Here is a 17,827-nt window from a genome sequence, read left to right as displayed (position 1 = left end):
TAATTCCCAGTCTTAGCAATTTTTCTTCATAAGCTGGGATAATATAGCCAACACAATAATAACATTATATAAACTTGCGTTTAATTTATTTACGTAAATGATAAAGAAACATAATTTAATGATTCGAAATTCGATTTGATTAAATTTGTCTCTTCTTAATTTATTTATTTATATTAAATGTATAACATGTTTAAACCCTCTTTTCTCTTTTTATTCATTTTAATTTTATTCAATTCTTGTAAAAAGACAAGCGTACCTGAAGTAGTAAGTGCAACAAACGAATTATATGCAATTGGCCAGTTTGAAGGCCCTATGACCTGTACCGCTACTTTTGTTGAGATCCCCAATAGTAGTCCCGATGCTCCAGCCATAGTCATTACCAACGGACACTGTACCAATGAAGTGTTCCAGGACAATGAAATTCAAGTAAATAAGGCGATGAATGCCAGTATTGTTTTCAAAAAACTAAACGATATTCCTGAAAGTCAGTATGTTAGAGTCAATACCAAAAGCATTTTATATGGAACTATGAAAGGCACAGATTTGGCAATAGTAGAATTAAATATTAGCAATAAAGATTTAATTGCAAAGGGAATAAAGCCTTTAAAAATTGCAGATGCTTATCCAGCAATTGGTGCTAAAATTGAAGCCTATGGATACCCGCTTTCATTAACACCTGTTTATTTAAGAAAAAGCGAGGATGTTCTTGGTCCCTCATCTAATATTTCTGAGTTTATTTGGATGTGGAGGGGCTTATTTTCAAGCAATTTCAAGGATATTTATCCTGGAAGTTCAGGCTCGCCTGTTTTTGCAAATGGAGGAAAATCTATCTTTGGTATGATTAATACCACTACTATTGGCGCTACCGGCGAATGTGAATTAGGTGCTCCTTGTGAACTTGGTATCGGGAAAACGCCAACTGTAAAAGAAAATACTACCTACATTATTGATGCAACTAAAATCAAGAATTGCTTTAATAGTCAGGGTGTATTTGATATCAATTCGGCTTCATTTCCTTTTGAAAAACCAAGTAATTTCAGAGTAAACATGAAATTCTTCTTTAGAAATTTTAGTTCAAATAGTGTAGGTAAAGATTTTGAAATTGAAGTTGAAAATCCATCGAATACAGCATATAAATTAGAATCATTCCTGCAATTTGATGCAAATAATAAATCTGGATTCATCAGCAATAATAGCTCAATTATTAGTGGAAAAATACCTAGTACAGAAGGCTATTATGTTGTTTCGGTGATGAAAGACAACCGCTTCGACCAAATCAAATACCTTACGTTCAAGGTTGATTTAACTGGTCCATCAACTAGCTTAATTGAAATTGAAAGAGTTAAATTAGAATCGGGAGGTTTTAACGTAAGACCAATCTTCAAATACCCTGAATTAACCCAATTTGACTGGAAATACGGTCCCGAAAACTCATGCAACTGCAATGAGCTTAGTAGCTACACTTCTTTTAATAGAATTCCTACTCAAGTTAATGCCAATGAGCTTCCATTTAAGTTCTGCATTATTGGATTTGATTTGGCGGGGAATAAAAGTGGGATTAAGGAGTTTGTGCTGAGGTAAATGAGCATATAGCTCCATCTTCTAGTATTTTGATATGAACCCAAATCAATAATTAATGTTATTGGTTTGGGTTTGTTTCATTTTAGAAAAATTGGACTGGGTTGTGGAATGGGATTTATATTAGCATGGATATGCTATTTACCACTAGTGCATCTAAAATAGTGGGAATTAAATTGGGGTCGAAAATAGTATCTTAAACCAACGCACCGCTACCTATCTACGATAGTAGAAATTAAAAGGGGGGGGGCTCTTAAACCACCTTCCCAAGGATAGACAGGACTCCGAATCTACAATAGTAGAAATTAAAAGGAGCTCTTAAACAGCTTATGCGTGCCGAGAACTATTAGTAATCTACAATAGTAGAAATTAAAAGGAGCTCTTAAACAAATTGCAAGAGAAAAGACTTGTAATTATCTACAATAGTAGAAATTAAAAGGGTCTCTTAAACAATAACAGGAGGCACGCTCTTTGGTGTAGTATCTACAATAGTAGAAATTAAAAGGGTCTCTTAAACGTTTCCATGTGTGTAAAGTTTAAAAGATTATCTACAATAGTAGAAATTAAAAGGGTCTCTTAAACATTGAAAAAGGAACGCACGAAGCTATTTATCTACAATAGTAGAAATTAAAAGGGTCTCTTAAACCTTCAAGAAAAAGCGAAGGTAGCAAACATCTACAATAGTAGAAATTAAAAGGGTCTCTTAAACGCATTATAATTTATATTTTAGCAGGTATATCTACAATAGTAGAAATTAAAAGGGTCTCTTAAACTTGCTTTTAGCTTGTTGGCTTCATCTTTATCTACAATAGTAGAAATTAAAAGGGTCTCTTAAACGGGTTTGGTTCTGTTTTTCCCCTATCGTATCTACAATAGTAGAAATTAAAAGGGTCTCTTAAACTGTATCTCGTGTAATCAGCTTGTGTTGCCATCTACAATAGTAGAAATTAAAAGGGTCTCTTAAACGGTTTGTAGAATTATAAGGAGTAAAACCATCTACAATAGTAGAAATTAAAAGGGTCTCTTAAACACCAAAGCGAAATTGAAACACATTTATATCTACAATAGTAGAAATTAAAAGGGTCTCTTAAACCTGGATCAATGCCATGATAAGCCTTCAATCTACAATAGTAGAAATTAAAAGGGTCTCTTAAACAACATTAACGTGAAATGGATGAATGGATTATCTACAATAGTAGAAATTAAAAGGGTCTCTTAAACGAGGAATGTAGGTGGTACATTTACCTTCTATCTACAATAGTAGAAATTAAAAGGGTCTCTTAAACTTTACTGTTTCTTTTGCCATAACTTGTATCTACAATAGTAGAAATTAAAAGGGTCTCTTAAACATCAGCTCTTATTGCAGTAAATGAGATATATCTACAATAGTAGAAATTAAAAGGGTCTCTTAAACGGTACAGATGGTACTGTATTGACATCCAATCTACAATAGTAGAAATTAAAAGGGTCTCTTAAACTATTTGAGATACCGCTGGAGTATTGCTCTATCTACAATAGTAGAAATTAAAAGGGTCTCTTAAACAACCAAAAGTCACCGTTAGGGTTAGGGATCTACAATAGTAGAAATTAAAAGGGTCTCTTAAACATTAAGCAAATCACTCTCACGTTTTGAATCTACAATAGTAGAAATTAAAAGGGTCTCTTAAACCATTGTCTCTTTCTCCCGAACCTAAGTTATCTACAATAGTAGAAATTAAAAGGGTCTCTTAAACCATGGCTTGGAGTAGTTTAGCATCTAATATCTACAATAGTAGAAATTAAAAGGGTCTCTTAAACCCGCTTTTAGAATTGCTTTTTAGCTCATTATCTACAATAGTAGAAATTAAAAGGGTCTCTTAAACCTAAATATTCTGCCGTACGTAGTGCCAATAATCTACAATAGTAGAAATTAAAAGGGTCTCTTAAACCTGTTAACAATTAATTCCGTAATTACTGATCTACAATAGTAGAAATTAAAAGGGTCTCTTAAACCTTGACAAAATATGGGATTTAGGATTACGATCTACAATAGTAGAAATTAAAAGGGTCTCTTAAACCAATTAAATCGGGTTGAAATGACCAGTGCATCTACAATAGTAGAAATTAAAAGGGTCTCTTAAACCTAGTAATTATCTACTATCGCCTTGTAATCATCTACAATAGTAGAAATTAAAAGGGTCTCTTAAACCTCTTTGAATAACTAAAGTGCCATTTACAATCTACAATAGTAGAAATTAAAAGGGTCTCTTAAACCTCATTAGGATAAAACTGGTTAGAATAAGTATCTACAATAGTAGAAATTAAAAGGGTCTCTTAAACCTCTCTGTATAAGCAAATAAGCACCGCAGGATCTACAATAGTAGAAATTAAAAGGGTCTCTTAAACCAACAATTAATAATACTAACCTACCTGCATCTACAATAGTAGAAATTAAAAGGGTCTCTTAAACCGTTTGATGTCCTGGTGTGATCATTCGGATCTACAATAGTAGAAATTAAAAGGGTCTCTTAAACCTCTAAGACTGACAAAAAGTCTTAAAAATCGATAGTTTTAATACAAAAACAACAGGTTTGAATAAAATATTCATTCGATTTAAAAGAAATTTTACATTTTGTCAGAAATAAAAAAATTAAGACTGAGGTTTGCATATCTACAAAAGTAAAAATCACAAACAGCTCAAAAGTATATTAAAACTAGAACAAAACCAAATTTTCATCTTGATGTTTAGCGTAACCATATTTTGTAATAGTACAATTAGCACTCATTTGGAATATCATGATGCTATCGGTTTCAGTAAATTTTTTTGAATAGTTATTCTTAATTTCAATTTGTATTAAATTGAGAATTCTACTGCTGTTTTTAATTTCAAACAGAGAATATTGCAATCTATGTCCAAATTTCCCTAAGTATTTAGAAAAACTGCTTCTTGTTTTATTACTGCTTATGTCATAAGATATTAAAAGCATTATTTTAATTTTTATTATCTATTATATCAAAAAAAGGATAATCTGTTATGGGTTTCTCTCTAATAAAAGCTCTGTAATAATCTCTACAATAATAAAAGATAGCGTCTTTATGTTCAAGAATTGACAGTAACAACCAGCGAGTGTATTCTTTCGCTTTATCTGGCTTTAACATATACTGGTTGCGCACTATATCAAAATCGTCATCCTTGATTTGTCCCAAATTATAAGAATTTCTTAATTGCCTATCAATTATACATCTAAAAGGTTCAATAATGTCACAAACTAAACTTTTCCGTTGATAAAAATTTTGATGATAAACTCCCTTATATAAATCAAAACCGTAAAGTGTAAGCATATTTTCTATCCAATAAAACAAAAATGTATAACCGATATCCATTAAAACATTCATTGCATTTATTTTTGATCGGGGTCTTCTTCCCTCCCAATTGGTATTCTTGAAGTACGCTGAAAAAAACACTTTACTTGCCACACCTTCAGTACCTAAAATTTCTTTCCATTCATGCGTACTTTGTATCTTTTCTTTATATGTTTCAAGTTGAACAATTGCCTCTTTTTCACTTAAACCTTTAATCCTAATATTTTTTAAAAGCTTAAGCTGATTTGATATTTTATTGACAACCAATAACTTAGCAATATCTTTGTTGCTATACAGGTATTGTCTATAACGTAATAAAAAATTTCCTTCGGTAGCTGAATTCCAGTAACCAATCATTCTGAAATTTCCGCCCAAGTGGAAAATAGGAAAGCCATGCTTTTTACTTTTTTTTAGCAAAACACTCGTAATTGAGCAGTTTCCAACAATCCAGAGTGACAAAATACGATAACATGTATCTTGTAAAATCACCTTATCCTCCGAATCTTTTACTATCAAATTGTCATTTTGAATGGCAAATTTTTGGCTTTCAATTGCAAAAACTACAACTATTCTTTTCTTATCAAAATCAGGAAAACTTAGCATAATGATGCATCGCACAAAAGGTTATAAATACATTTTACGCATTTAAATTTGTTGGCACTAAACCCCTTTCGCAACAAGGAAAATTCATTGATTTCTTCTAATGTATTTTCAAATTTTTGTTTCATTATTCTGTTATTTTCAGGCAGTTGAATAGGATACATTCTATTTTTAGAAAAATCATACAAGGCCATTTCTTTCACTTGATAACCCATTTCAGCGAGCCCAAAATATTGGGCATATAATTGAAAAATAAAGCCATCATAAATAGTTTTGATGTTGTTTTTACGCTCGGTAAGTAGCCCCTTTTCAATATCAAAAACATCTATTTTGCCAAATAATTGATATTTTACAGAATAAACTTCAAAATTTTGGAGCACATTTTTTTTATCAGAATATCTTTTGTTATCAATATTTATATGTGCCGCCTTTCCTTTTGTTTGCACTTCTCCTTGATACACTAATTCATCCCTATTTTGATACATTTGATGATTGTAAATAGAGCGTGGACAAAAAATAAAATCGTTGATGTAGGAAATGGGTATGTAATTTTCCATGAAAGATTTAATAAAACCGTGCAGAGGCAACCAAGCACGGTTTTATTGAAAATAACGTAAATTTATTGCTGCGTATACTGCAACCATTCTTTGTTAGAAATTGCAAGATTTAGCTTCTTTAATTCTTCTGCAGATTGGGTTTTATTAACTTGTTCTAAAATCCATAATCCCTTCTTAGCAATATGATATGCACCGTTGGCATCAGCATCTTTAGGCAAATTATCATCCGCTTTACGGCTATCATAGAATATTCCCTGAGCGTTCTTAACAGGCGAAATCAAATAATCCTCATCAGTACCCGTTACGCTATTTCGCATTTGTAGAGTCAACTTAAATAAGTTTAATAATTCTTCAAAAAATAATTTGTCATTTTTTGAATCCAGTTGAGTTTTAATACATTCTCCATTACCATAAATGATTTGATGTTTGCCCATAAAATCTTCAAATAATTCAGTTAGCAGAACTGTTTTACTATCCCAATTACTGTTTTTCTCAGTATTTCTGAAAGTGATGATCCTTTCGCCATGTGTACAAATTGTCCAATTCTGTTGTGTACCCTCAGCTTTGGGATTAAAATTAGAATAGTTTTTAACTTCAAACTCAAAATAAGTCCCGTTAAAACGGATAGAATCAAACTTTTCAAAAAACGATTTGGCTTTTTCTACATTTTCATATTTAGTGAAAAAATAATTCACAAAGCCAGTAGTCGGGTCAATTTTGGAGGTGTTCCAAGCTGGCACATAAAATATAAAACCTGATTGTTTACCCATTTTTTGAAAACTCTCAAATTTATTGGTCAATTGTAAAGCACTGTACAAACCACCAAGCTCTTGGGCTTGTTTGTTTTTCAAAACCAAATAATTTAACTTATCAATCAACATTTTTTCTAATTTCTGATAGATTTGTTTTTCAACTTTAAACCGACCTCGTTTAAATCCAAAGTTCAAATCCTCCATTACCACTATAGCATTTTCCACAACCATCATTGTTGCAATTTTATGCACAACCTGACTAATGTAACCTTCTTTTAGATCTTTAATATTTTCGATGGTACCCCAATTTTTACGAGCTTTATCTCGCTCCAATTCTTTATTATGCAATAAGGTATGGTAATGAGTTTCATGTTTATCAACCTTTATGACATTTAAGCTTTCTTGTTTCAAAATATTACCCTTTTGATCTATTAGCGTTAAATAAACCAAGTGTCGCTCGCCTCTATCTAACCCAATAATTTTAACTTCAGGATTATTTTTCAAATATTCCAAAACCGTTTGATTGATATCTTTATTAGGTTTTTTGGGTTCTTTATAATTCTGAATTATAGATAAATGAAACTGAAATTTATCTTCCGTAAAACGTTTGTCTTTAATTAAATCATATTCATACGTGTTTTTCGCTTCGGGGGTTAATGGGTTTTTGGCATTAATCGGTCGGTTAACTTTGTGTGTAATTATATTTTTAGGGCTAATTGACGCTTTTCTATAAAATATTTCAGCTGTTCCGATATCATAAATGTTTTGATTTCCCTGCATTAATGCTTTAAAATATAAAGTATGCAAATTGTCTTTTCCTCTTTTTTGTAATTTCCTTAATCCATTATCTAAAGAGTCTGAGAATGATAAATCTTTATTTGATATTTTAAACAAAAATAACGGGTTATTGGATCTATTTGTAACATCCTCAAATTCAATTTTACTTATTGGAAAATATGAAAACGATTTTTCATTTGTCAAATCTTCTATTACTTTGATTGGTTCTGTAAAAATTTTGAAATTTATATCCTTATAAGTTTGAGATTTGGGAACTCTATGTAAGGAAAGAATTGTTTGTTTTAAGTTATTTATAATTAAATTGTTTGCGTTATTAAAATCTTCAAAATTTAACAGCTCATTAACAAAAAATGAAAATTTTTCATTGACTATTTTAAATAAGCCCGATGGTGTTGGTTTAATATCACCATTTTGTTTGTTAATATAAATATCAAATTCATTTAAAATATTTTTATTTTTTTCTTTTGCAAAGTTATAAATAACTTCAAATAGATTATTTTTATCGTCTTCATAATTCCCGACATAACTATTCCCAAATACTGAAGCAGATTTTAATTGGTAATAATCCATTCTTTCAAATTCACTTAAATCATTTTCTGTAATTTCAGATTTTAAATGACTTCTAAATAATTTAACATCATTTGAGATCCCTAAAAAAAAATCGTATTCACCGATTTTATTTTTCTTTCTAAACAAATACCCTCCTCCCTGTGTTGCATTATCTGAATTTTCTGTTTTACTATCTACCCAACCACCCAAAAAATTATTTTTATTCTCGAAGTTTAATTTAATTTTTTCGGTGCTATATGGCTTTTGAGTTACATAATTTCGCACCATATTATACAGTGGTATTAGTAAATTTAACGTCTCATAATAGTTGTCAAACACATCATAAAAGGCTGTGTCTTTTTCAGTGATACTTTCTGATTTTAATTGCAGAGGTTTTATAAAATGCACTAATTCCATAATAGAATCCAAAAAGAACTTAAGATTATCTATCAGAATTTGGTCTTGTTTCAACTCATCTTCATATTCAGAAGCATTTTCCAAAATACCTTGAATACATTGGTATTTTGCACTTATGTTTGCTAATAAATCAAACGTTTTATCACTATCCTCTTCATTTTTGGCAATAAAATAATTTGTGAAATAATCTGCAATACAATTTGGAGTGAACTTTTTCGATAAGTCAGAATTATCATCCAAAGAATTCATGTAGTCAGATACTACTTCTTGTAAAAAAGCAATAGAAAAATAATCCTGCTTTGTATAAATAGCCTTGGCTTTGTCTAAGCTTTCTCGTTTCTTTTCATTTGCTTTTAGGTATTCAAGTTCAAATTTAGGATTGATTAAAGTTTCATATCTATAATTCAATGCACTTGTAAAAACAGAAAAATCACCAAATAGCTGTTGCGAGATAGCAGTTAGATTATTGTCGTTTTTAAGATAAATTTTATCAATATCAAAGCTAGAAAGGTTTTGTAATAATTGCTTGATGAGTTGCAATAAATTCTGACTAGTATCTTGACCCTCAATGGTATAACTTAGTAAGTTAACTTTATAAAAATCAAAGACTGCTTGTAATACTTGTTTTCCATCTTTAAAGGCATCTGGCAAAAAAGAAAGTGAAATTCTATCACTTAATATTTGTTTATATAATTGCTTTAATTTGGGAAGACGATCTTTTTTATCTTTATTTTGATTGTACAAATTAACAATTTCGTTCAATCCTTGCACTTTAGATTTCCCTTCTTCAGCTGTTCTGCCACCAATAATATTATTGTAAACAGTAATGCCTTTTTGGGATAAAACTTCATTAAAATAATCCAATTCAAACATTTCATCAATAGACTTTACGTTTAAATACTTTTCGAATTCTTTATAAACATTAGAAATTTGAGGATGTAATTCAAGCACTTGATTAATTTTCGCAAATGATTTAGCATTTTCTAAAAATTTGGGCAAGTTTTCATGTATCAATCGATAAGCTATTGCAGTAGAATTAGCTTCAGTAGAATACATGTTTTTCCTGTTTTGATGAAAACCTGTAAAGTAAGTGGTGAAAGTTTTGAATTTGTCGTCAAAATAAATTTCTTTTTTATCTTGATTTGCAAACCACTGTTCAAGTTCAACAGTAATCAATTCTTTTTTATCAAGAATTGCAAAAATGCCTTTAGCATCGCCCTCTGAAAAAGATTTAACAATTTCTTTTCGCAATGCATCTTGTACTTTTTTTAGTTCATCCTTAAATTTTGGATCTTTCTTGCTTTCTACGCTTTGATTATACAAACAATCATAATCACTCAAAAAAGATAATTTAACCTTGCTTAAAGCTAGATCAATAAAATATTTATGAAACTCATCAATCGTACCCTTCATTTCTTTATAACTCTGAGCTCTTTGTTCGTCTTGAGATAACAAGCCTTTTTCCTTAATAAAATCAAGTGTTTTTCCTTGAGGTATAAGTTCAAAGCGTAATGTCTTAGATAATTGATATTGATTTGTAAATCTTTTTAATAACTGATTCATATAATTTATGATTGATTTTATTTGTTTATTGACTTGTTTTTTGGATAAAAACCTGATGCTGAGTACTTATTGTATTGACTCATACTTTAAGCGAGGTATTGCAGTTTACACTCATTAACACCTCTAAATATAGAAATTTAATTATTTTTTAATTAAAAAATTAGCTTTAATTAAGTTTATTAATCCTTTTCGTTAAATTCTAAACACATGAGCACGAAGCACATCAATATGCCATTGTAAAGTTCGCTCACTTAAAATTTAATTTTGATTTGATCTTGAAGGCTCCTACTCATAAAATTTTTGAAATCCGAGAAATTTTCAGTATATTGAATTGTTGCCTTATCAAAATACATTAGAAACAACAGTAGCAAATAAGGAACAAAAGCTATTTCTAAATTGATTGTTAATAAGGCACACTGAGTATTAATTTCTACAATCAATCATAATGGTCCCTACCGTATTCATATAAACATCATTTACCCTCTTATCATTCTTATAATGATGCTTTAAATCTTCTTGTAATTCCTTGTAGGCTTCCTCATCTACGGGATTTAAGATTTTAACATTTATTAGTCGGCCTAGCGGCATAACTTGATACAAACCATCATTAGTCAACTTTGAATGATCCTTAGCATCTAAAATTCCATAGCTATCATAATCAGTTTGTAATGATTCAACAAAAGAATCGGTTAAATTGTATAGCTCTTTTTTACTTTGTGAACAACTTAAAAGTGAGCCTATTAAAAGGGCAAAAAGAATCTGTTTTTTCATGTTTTTTTTAAAAATTTTACTAAGAATTAAAAATTATATCCTAAACCAATTTTAACACCACTAAAATTATCGACACCGAAATATGGCGACCATCTATCCGCATTAATTTGAGCAAAGGCACCGATTAATGCTTTACTATCAAGCTTCTGTGCAGTGTACCAATAGCCATCTGGAGCCAAAATTTGTTGCCTGTCATAGCCATTGTAGTATTTCATTCTAGTTGCAAAACCAAGCTTTGCCGCTATTGTGAAATATTTGGATATGCGACTACCTATTAGTGCGTAAACACCCAAATTATCGGCTTCAATAATTTCATAAATATCCTCTCTATAGGTATTTGGACCGATCGTTTCGCTGTAATCTTTACCAACAGCGCCCTTGCCGATATAACCAACAAAACCAGCACCATAGACTAATTTTTCGCCCGTCATAAAATCGAAACCTACTTTTTTCTTAGTTCCATAATACATGGTCACATTGCTCGTGTAGATTTGCTGAGCATCAATTGGCTCCACCATCACCATAACAGACAGAATTATTAAAATTGTTGCTTTCTTCATCATTTATTTTTATTTGATGCAATGAAACATCAAAATATTGACAATTTGGGTCAATCGTTTTAACCTAAAAGAAAATTGACCTAAATTGTCAGAAAATTAGAGCCATGTACAACCAACATAAAATTCTACGCGTTTTTCAATTAATTAACCTCTTAAAATCCAAGCCACTAAAATCAATTCGAACGCTTGCCAAAACACTTGAAATTGATAGCAGAAGCGTATATCGTTATTTTGATTTATTACGTGAATTAGGTTTTCAATTAGAAAAAGATAGTTTTAATCGCTTTTGTATTCTTTCTGATGAAATAGAGGAAGGCTTTACATTTACCGCCGAAGAATCTATTTGGCTTAATGAACTGATTTCAACTTCGGGGAATGGCCATGCTCTTAAAGACGGACTTCTCAAAAAGTTATATGTTAACTCCGAAATAAAAATTCAAGGAAAACAACTTTTCAAAGCACATTTGTCAAAATTAGTAGAACAAGCAAACCTTGCCATTCAAACAAAGCATCAAATTTTACTCCAGAAGTATCATTCAGCTAACTCGCAAAACATTGAGGATCGATTAGTGGAACCCATTCATTTTACAGACAACTATCAACACATAGTGGCATACGAGGTGGAATCCAATACCATCAAGCACTTTCATATTGAACGAATTACAGGGATTGAAATTTTAGAGAAGTCCTTTCAATTTGAAAGCCAACATCGAATAAGCGAGACAGATGTATTTGGTTTTGGGGAAAGTGGAAAGACATATGAAATACATTTATCTCTTAGCTTAAGAGCTTATTTGTTTCTAAAGGAGGAGTTTCCACTAACAATTCCATTTATAAAATATGATAAAAAAACAGATAATTATACGCTAAAAGTCAGTGTTAATAACCTATTACCTGTTAAAAGATTTGTAGAAGGTTTAAAAGAGGATATTACAGTTATAAGTCCAATATTTAATTAATTGCAATGATTTTGGCTTGGGTAAAATTAAAAGGACATGAGTTTGTTATATAAATGGTCTAACAAAATGCGCCACTGTCCACTATCCCTAGAGTTCAGCGAAACGGTCTCTAAGGATTAGCAAATATTGAGAGTCTTCAGACTCGATCCTATTTATAAATTCAGGATTAATTTTAATAAAAAAAATGCCCATTTTAACCTTTTAAAGAGCTTTTTTTACAAAGAACAAATCGTTTTTCTATTCTATATTTCCGAAGTTCATTGCGAAAATTCGAGTAAATCTAGGGGGCGACAAAAAATAGCTCCCGCAGATTTAGCAGATGAGCGCAGATAAGCATTTATTGGCCTAAAAGCATGATTTAGGAGAAAGAATATACCAAAAATTTCCCACATTTCCAAATCAAAGCACTAAATGCGTTCTCCTTAATCTTTAAATTGTAGATCATAGGAGTCTGGAGTACCTTCTCATTTGCCAAGCCGGATATTGCTTTGGGTTTGAATCATGAATTAATAAAATTGATCTGAGTCCAAACCGTTTTTTACATTAAATGATTTCATCTGAAACCAATTTCAAGAGTCAAATAGCTTAAATGAAGTGATAAAATATATTAATTATGTTTAGGGTAAAATAATAAAGAATATAGATTCTTTAAATAATTGTCACATCAAAAATCAATAACAAAGCCTAAAACATAAAATTAAAGCCACTTCCCTTATTAAAATTAGTATCCGACTGATATTTTTCAATTTCAGAATTTAAGTGTTTTTCATATTGAGATTTCATGAAATTTCTAAAATAGGAAATATCGTTTTTTTCTCTCGTATCAATTAAAGATTGGTAATACTGATTTTTATCTTCGCTATAGATAAGCGCCAAAGGCAATTGATAAAAGGCTTGTATGTAGTTCATAAGTAGCCTAGACGTTCGTCCATTCCCATCATAAAATGGATGAATACTTACTAAATTAAAATGCGCGTCAAAAGAAAGATTAATCTTCTCCTCCATTGAAAGATTTTCCTTCATTTTTGAATTAATCATTTCCACCATTTGATGGGTTAATTTTTCAACTTTATCAAAATTGGGGAAATAAGAACCCACCCCTGCAGTCACATTACCCTTCCTAAACATTCCCTTAGAATTGTCAACTTCACCTAAAATAGTCTTGTAAATTGTACCCGTATTTGCCATCACTAAAGCATGTATTTGCTGAATCAAAGAAACTGAAACAGCTACTTGAGTTTTTGCTGTACTCACAACAAATTGAATAGCTTTAAAATGATCCTGAACCATGAGCGAATCATTTAGTGGTTTACCTTGGGGAGTTAAACCATGATCTAATAATATTTGGGATTCTAGTTCTGTTAAAGTTGATCCTTCAATTTTAGTAGAGTGATGACTAATAGCTATCAAGCTAAATTTCTCGAAATTTAAAATCCCACTCAAATCCAAGCTTTGATATTTTTTTATGAGTGAGTCCATGTTAGCATCAATTAATTTATAAATATCAGCTTTTCAGAGAATTAAACCAAATCGCAGGCCAAACCAGAAAAACATATTCTCATTTTAAACCCCACAAAAGCAAAAAACCCGCTCTAATCTCGTAAAGCGGGTTTTATATTCCTTAGGAGGCCCTAAAAGCAATAGCTAGGATCTAAGACCATTGGCTTGGGTCTGAGATTGAATCTTATTATACAAATACAAGAGATACAGTCCCTTTAACTTAGAAACAACTGCTGATAACATCAAGAACTCTCCGATTTTTCGCTCATGATGAATAACCAATACTAAGCCAAAAACAAAAGCTACAATAGCGAATAAAAAATTGATAAACATTTTAATTTTGATACGTTTAAGACTCATAAATTTGTATATTTTGTTTTTTACGATTGGGCTAGGCGACATCTAAATAAATTGTGACGGCACAAGGTATGTCAAAACTAACTATCCTCAGGCAATCAGCCGACTCTCAGAAATCTCGGAAGCATTAATAATAGCAAAAGATCATTCTGATGTATTTTGTTTCTTAAAATTATTAAAAATTTCTTAAAAAATAAAAATATAACTAAGATTAAATTTTAGAATAATTTATGTTCTGGAAAATATTAAACGGATTAAAAAACACGATGTAGAGACACACGGCCGTGTGTCTCTTATAAATTTTACTGTTTCGAAAATATTAGACATGCGATTGTGTGTATTTATTGTTATAAATATTAGACACACGACCGTGTGTATCAACGAAATTTTATTTATAATAAATATGAGACACACGGCCGTGTGTCTCTACGACGCCATTCCCAAACCCCACAAACGCAAAAAACCCGCTCTACTCTCGTAAAGCGGGTTTCGTAGCCCGTAGGGGAATCGAACCCCTGTTTCCAGAATGAAAATCTGGCGTCCTCACCCCTAGACGAACGGGCCATTAAAGATTGAAGCGTCTTTCAGCTTCTCAACCTGGGTAGCGGGAGCCAGACTCGAACTGACGACCTTCGGGTTATGAGCCCGACGAGCTACCAACTGCTCCATCCCGCACTCTGACAATTTATTGCTTCAATCGTTAAACCGTTGCTTTTAAATTGGACTGCAAAGATATATTTCGTTTCTTTGCATTGCAAATATATTTTAAAATAATTTTTTTCATGTCGCATAAAGCCGGATTTATTAGTTTGATTGGGAAACCAAATGTTGGTAAATCAACCCTAATGAACGCCTTAGTAGGAGAAAAACTGTCTATAGTCACTCCAAAGGCACAAACTACTCGTCACAGAATTTTAGGCATTGTTAATGAACCCGACTCACAATTAGTCTTTTCGGATACCCCCGGAGTGATAAAACCGGTGTATGGAATGCAAGAATCGATGATGAGTTTCGTAAATGGCTCCTTAGTCGACGCAGATATCATCTTATTTGTGACCGACATTAACGAAAAGTACGACGAAAATGATGTGCTTGAGAAATTAGCAAAAACTAGCTCCCCTATCGCAGTGATTATCAATAAAATAGATAAGTCAAACGAGGATGTGGTGAAAGAAAAAATACTTTATTGGGAAGAAAAACTTAAACCTAAAGCCATTTTTGCTGTTTCGGCCCTCCATGACCATAATGTACCTGCAGTCATGCAATTCATCATGGATAATCTGCCAGAACATCCACCCTATTATGATAAAGACACGCTAACCGATAGAAATGAACGCTTCTTCGTCTCAGAAATAATCCGCGAAAAAGTGTTTAAACTCTACGATAAAGAAATTCCATACAGTACTGAAGTCATTATTACTTCGTTTAAAGATGAAGCAAAGATTATTCGTATAAGCTCCGAAATTATTGTTGAACGCGATTCACAAAAAAATATCATTATCGGTAAAGCCGGCGAAATGCTGAAAAAAGTAGGTACATACGCCCGTAAAGACATGGAAGAGTTCCTTCAGAAAAAAGTGTTTTTAGAAATGTTTGTCAAGGTGATCCCCGATTGGAGAAATAGAAAGAACTATTTGAAGAGTTTTGGGTATGATGATTAGAGGGGAGATGGGAGATGTGAGATGTGAGATATGAGATGTGAGATGTGAGATGTGAGATATGAGATGTGAGATATGAGATATGAGATATGAGATGTGAGATGTGAGATGTGAAATATGAGATGGGAGATGTGAGAGTGAAGTTAATGGAGATTAAACCATCAAAAAAATCTTTTAAAAAAATAAGAAATAATTTAAAAATTAGAGTAACCAGTACTGAGTACTAAATACTTTGTACTAATTACTTTGTACTAAATAAAAAAAATGAGCAATATCGTAGCAATAGTAGGTCGCCCGAATGTGGGAAAATCGACTTTATACAACAGATTAACCGAAACCCGCAAAGCGATAGTTGACGACTTCAGTGGTGTGACCCGTGATAGGCATTATGGGGTTGCTGAGTGGACCGACAAGCATTTTACAGTAATTGACACTGGTGGCTATGTTGCTAACTCAGACGATGTATTTGAGGCCGCTATACGTGAGCAAGTAGTGATAGCCATTGAGGAAGCTACCGTAATTCTTTTTATGGTGGATGTGGTAACAGGTATCACCGACCTAGATGATGATATCGCTAAATTATTACGCCGCAGCAAGAAGCCTGTTTTTGTAGTGGTCAATAAAGTGGATAATAACCAAAGAATTACGGATGCAAGTGTATTTTACGGTCTTGGACTAGGCGAAATTTATCCCCTTTCATCCATGTCGGGTTCAGGCACAGGCGAACTGCTAGATGAAGTTATTAAACACTTCGAACCAGAAGATGAAAATGAAAATCAATTGCCTAAATATGCAATTGTTGGTCGCCCAAATGTGGGTAAATCATCCCTAATAAATGCTTTAATCGGCCGCGATAGAAATATTGTAACTCCGATTGCTGGGACTACCCGCGACTCAATACACATTCATTACAATCAATTTGGGCATGAATTTATGCTTATTGATACCGCTGGTCTCCGTAAAAAAACTAAAGTCAAAGAAAATATTGAGTTTTATTCGGTGATGCGTACCATCAAAGCATTGGAAGAAGCAGATGTTGTGATTTTAATGATTGATGCTGTAGAAGGCATTGAATCACAGGATATTAACATCTTTCACTTAGCTGAGAAAAACAAAAAAGGAATTGTTATCCTCGTAAATAAATGGGACCTTATCGAAAAAAACACTAAAACAACTGGTGTTTTTGAAGAACAGATCTATCAAAAAATCGCTCCATTTACTGATGTGCCCATCGTATTTACGTCCGTTGTTGAGAAGCAAAGAATCTACAAATCATTAGAGGCCGCATCAAAAGTCTATGAAAATAAACTTAAAAAGATCCCAACCTCCAAATTGAACGATGTGATGCTTCCAATCATCGAAAATTACCCTCCACCGGCAGTGAAAGGAAAATACGTGAAAATCAAATATGTGACTCAAATTAATGGCTCATCACCTATGTTTGCCTTTTTCTGTAATCTCCCACAATACATTAAAGAACCTTATAAGCGCTTTGTGGAGAATAAATTACGTGAACATTTCGACTTCAGTGGAGTGCCAATTCAAATATTCTTTAGACAGAAATAAAAGCAAATTAAAACATGAAAAAAATCTTATTTCTAATTACTGCAATAGCCTTGTTTTCTTACGCTTGTAATAATACAGATCAACAAACAATTGACAAGCAAGATTCACTTCAGGAGGCTGCTGCCGCCGATTCAATGCTTAATTCAGCAATAATGGCTGATTCTTTGATGCAAGACAGTCTTAAAAAAGACTCTATCAAATAATACAATCCTAAACCATTCATTTTTAGGCGATAAATCTAACTTAAGGTCTATCGCCTATCTACAAATTGCTTGAAATTATCATCCAAAAGCAATATTT

The 17,827-nt window shown here is 32.0% G+C and carries 12 protein-coding genes, 2 tRNA genes and 1 CRISPR repeat array; of the genes, 5 read left to right on the top strand and 9 right to left on the bottom strand.

Translation table 11 applies throughout. The features are described 5' to 3' along the window. Nucleotides 1-186: 186 nt before the first annotated feature. On the top strand, nt 187-1,581 hold the full coding sequence (locus tag QZ136_RS10940; RefSeq protein ID WP_291403430.1) for a serine protease: 1,395 nt from the start codon (nt 187-189) through the stop codon (nt 1,579-1,581). Nucleotides 1,582-1,866: 285 nt separating this feature from the next. Continuing rightward, nucleotides 1,867-4,092: a CRISPR direct-repeat array (repeat unit 36 nt; unit sequence ATCTACAATAGTAGAAATTAAAAGGGTCTCTTAAAC). 179 nt (nt 4,093-4,271) lie between these two features. On the opposite strand, the gene cas2 is transcribed toward QZ136_RS10940, so the two are convergent. The 6 genes from cas2 to QZ136_RS10915 form a co-directional block, all read right to left on the bottom strand. Then, nucleotides 4,272-4,544, bottom strand: coding sequence for a CRISPR-associated endonuclease Cas2 (cas2, locus tag QZ136_RS13460; RefSeq protein ID WP_363245245.1), 273 nt, complete (start codon nt 4,542-4,544; stop codon nt 4,272-4,274). Between the two features lie 4 nt (nt 4,545-4,548). Next, a complete protein-coding gene (gene cas1, locus QZ136_RS10935; RefSeq protein WP_291403428.1) occupies nt 4,549-5,523 on the bottom strand; it encodes a type V CRISPR-associated endonuclease Cas1 in 975 nt (324 codons plus the stop codon). Continuing rightward, nucleotides 5,517-6,077 (bottom strand): type V CRISPR-associated protein Cas4, encoded by a 561-nt coding sequence (gene cas4, locus QZ136_RS10930; RefSeq protein ID WP_291403426.1) that lies wholly within the window; start codon nt 6,075-6,077, stop codon nt 5,517-5,519. The genes cas1 and cas4 overlap by 7 nt, the downstream gene beginning before the upstream one ends. A gap of 62 nt (nt 6,078-6,139) precedes the next feature. After that, on the bottom strand, nt 6,140-10,156 hold the full coding sequence (gene cas12a / locus QZ136_RS10925) for a type V CRISPR-associated protein Cas12a/Cpf1 (protein ID WP_291403424.1): 4,017 nt from the start codon (nt 10,154-10,156) through the stop codon (nt 6,140-6,142). A gap of 423 nt (nt 10,157-10,579) precedes the next feature. Further along, entirely contained in the window at nt 10,580-10,927 is a 348-nt protein-coding gene (locus QZ136_RS10920) for a hypothetical protein (protein WP_291403422.1), read from the bottom strand. A gap of 26 nt (nt 10,928-10,953) precedes the next feature. Beyond that, nucleotides 10,954-11,490, bottom strand: a complete 537-nt coding sequence (locus tag QZ136_RS10915) for a hypothetical protein (protein WP_291403420.1) — start codon at nt 11,488-11,490, stop codon at nt 10,954-10,956. Between the two features lie 101 nt (nt 11,491-11,591). Between QZ136_RS10915 and QZ136_RS10910 the strand changes: the two genes are divergently transcribed. Continuing rightward, the gene (locus tag QZ136_RS10910) at nt 11,592-12,446 is read left to right on the top strand and encodes a WYL domain-containing protein (protein ID WP_291403419.1); all 855 of its coding nucleotides are present in this window, start codon (nt 11,592-11,594) and stop codon (nt 12,444-12,446) included. A 684-nt stretch (nt 12,447-13,130) separates the two neighbouring features. Here QZ136_RS10910 and QZ136_RS10905 read toward each other — a convergent pair. The 3 genes from QZ136_RS10905 to QZ136_RS10895 all read right to left on the bottom strand — a co-directional run bounded on the left by QZ136_RS10905 (nt 13,131) and on the right by QZ136_RS10895 (nt 14,978). Further along, nucleotides 13,131-13,925 carry a Fic family protein gene (locus QZ136_RS10905; RefSeq protein ID WP_291403417.1) on the bottom strand — a complete coding sequence of 265 codons (795 nt, stop codon included), beginning with the start codon at nt 13,923-13,925 and terminating at the stop codon, nt 13,131-13,133. 870 nt (nt 13,926-14,795) lie between these two features. Beyond that, nucleotides 14,796-14,867, bottom strand: a tRNA-Glu gene (locus QZ136_RS10900). A 34-nt stretch (nt 14,868-14,901) separates the two neighbouring features. After that, nucleotides 14,902-14,978: transfer RNA gene (locus QZ136_RS10895), tRNA-Met, on the bottom strand. A gap of 107 nt (nt 14,979-15,085) precedes the next feature. On the opposite strand from QZ136_RS10895, the gene era reads away from it, so the two are divergent. The 3 genes from era to QZ136_RS10880 all read left to right on the top strand — a co-directional run bounded on the left by era (nt 15,086) and on the right by QZ136_RS10880 (nt 17,730). Beyond that, the gene (gene era, locus QZ136_RS10890; RefSeq protein ID WP_291403415.1) at nt 15,086-15,964 is read left to right on the top strand and encodes a GTPase Era; all 879 of its coding nucleotides are present in this window, start codon (nt 15,086-15,088) and stop codon (nt 15,962-15,964) included. Nucleotides 15,965-16,225: 261 nt separating this feature from the next. Then, nucleotides 16,226-17,527 carry a ribosome biogenesis GTPase Der gene (gene der / locus QZ136_RS10885; RefSeq protein WP_291403413.1) on the top strand — a complete coding sequence of 434 codons (1,302 nt, stop codon included), beginning with the start codon at nt 16,226-16,228 and terminating at the stop codon, nt 17,525-17,527. Nucleotides 17,528-17,541: 14 nt separating this feature from the next. Continuing rightward, nucleotides 17,542-17,730 (top strand): hypothetical protein, encoded by a 189-nt coding sequence (locus QZ136_RS10880; protein WP_291403411.1) that lies wholly within the window; start codon nt 17,542-17,544, stop codon nt 17,728-17,730. Nucleotides 17,731-17,827: the final 97 nt, after the last annotated feature.

Origin of the sequence: Daejeonella sp., from assembly GCF_017495225.1 — a bacterium.
In the GTDB taxonomy this organism is placed as follows: Bacteria; Bacteroidota; Bacteroidia; order Sphingobacteriales; family Sphingobacteriaceae; genus Daejeonella.
The sequence above is the reverse complement of the archived record's forward strand: the minus strand, read 5'-3'. Positions and strand labels throughout refer to the sequence as shown.

Coding starts and splice junctions, on each gene's coding strand:
- QZ136_RS10910 (WP_291403419.1), top strand. CDS start 11,592: ATGTACAACCAACATAAAATTCTACGCGTTTTTCAATTAATTAACCTC.
- cas2 (WP_363245245.1), bottom strand. CDS start 4,544: ATGCTTTTAATATCTTATGACATAAGCAGTAATAAAACAAGAAGCAGT.
- cas4 (WP_291403426.1), bottom strand. CDS start 6,077: ATGGAAAATTACATACCCATTTCCTACATCAACGATTTTATTTTTTGT.
- QZ136_RS10905 (WP_291403417.1), bottom strand. CDS start 13,925: ATGGACTCACTCATAAAAAAATATCAAAGCTTGGATTTGAGTGGGATT.
- cas1 (WP_291403428.1), bottom strand. CDS start 5,523: ATGCTAAGTTTTCCTGATTTTGATAAGAAAAGAATAGTTGTAGTTTTT.
- era (WP_291403415.1), top strand. CDS start 15,086: ATGTCGCATAAAGCCGGATTTATTAGTTTGATTGGGAAACCAAATGTT.
- cas12a (WP_291403424.1), bottom strand. CDS start 10,156: ATGAATCAGTTATTAAAAAGATTTACAAATCAATATCAATTATCTAAG.
- QZ136_RS10920 (WP_291403422.1), bottom strand. CDS start 10,927: ATGAAAAAACAGATTCTTTTTGCCCTTTTAATAGGCTCACTTTTAAGT.
- QZ136_RS10915 (WP_291403420.1), bottom strand. CDS start 11,490: ATGATGAAGAAAGCAACAATTTTAATAATTCTGTCTGTTATGGTGATG.
- QZ136_RS10880 (WP_291403411.1), top strand. CDS start 17,542: ATGAAAAAAATCTTATTTCTAATTACTGCAATAGCCTTGTTTTCTTAC.
- QZ136_RS10940 (WP_291403430.1), top strand. CDS start 187: ATGTTTAAACCCTCTTTTCTCTTTTTATTCATTTTAATTTTATTCAAT.
- der (WP_291403413.1), top strand. CDS start 16,226: ATGAGCAATATCGTAGCAATAGTAGGTCGCCCGAATGTGGGAAAATCG.